The organism is Bacillus cereus (assembly GCF_007678085.1).
In the GTDB taxonomy this organism is placed as follows: Bacteria; Bacillota; Bacilli; order Bacillales; family Bacillaceae_G; genus Bacillus_A; species Bacillus_A cereus_BE.
On the sequence record NZ_VEDW01000039.1, the window covers coordinates 1 to 257 of the forward strand.

Consider the following 257-nt stretch of genomic DNA (forward strand, 5'->3'; position numbering starts at 1 on the left):
GCGGAAGTAGTTCAGTGGTAGAATACAACCTTGCCAAGGTTGGGGTCGCGGGTTCGAATCCCGTCTTCCGCTCCAATTTTCAATATGACATGCCGGGGTGGCGGAACAGGCAGACGCACAGGACTTAAAATCCTGCGGTGGGTGACCACCGTGCGGGTTCGACCCCCGCCCTCGGCACCATATGCGCCCGTAGCTCAATTGGATAGAGCGTTTGACTACGGATCAAGAGGTTAGGGGTTCGACTCCTCTCGGGCGCG

General features: G+C 58.0%; 3 tRNA genes. All 3 read left to right on the top strand.

Going from position 1 to position 257, the window contains the following annotated elements:
* Positions 1 to 75: transfer RNA gene (locus FS742_RS27235), tRNA-Gly, on the top strand.
* Between the two features lie 16 nt (positions 76 to 91).
* Positions 92 to 180: transfer RNA gene (locus FS742_RS27240), tRNA-Leu, on the top strand.
* Between the two features lie 3 nt (positions 181 to 183).
* A tRNA-Arg gene (locus FS742_RS27245) sits at positions 184 to 257 on the top strand.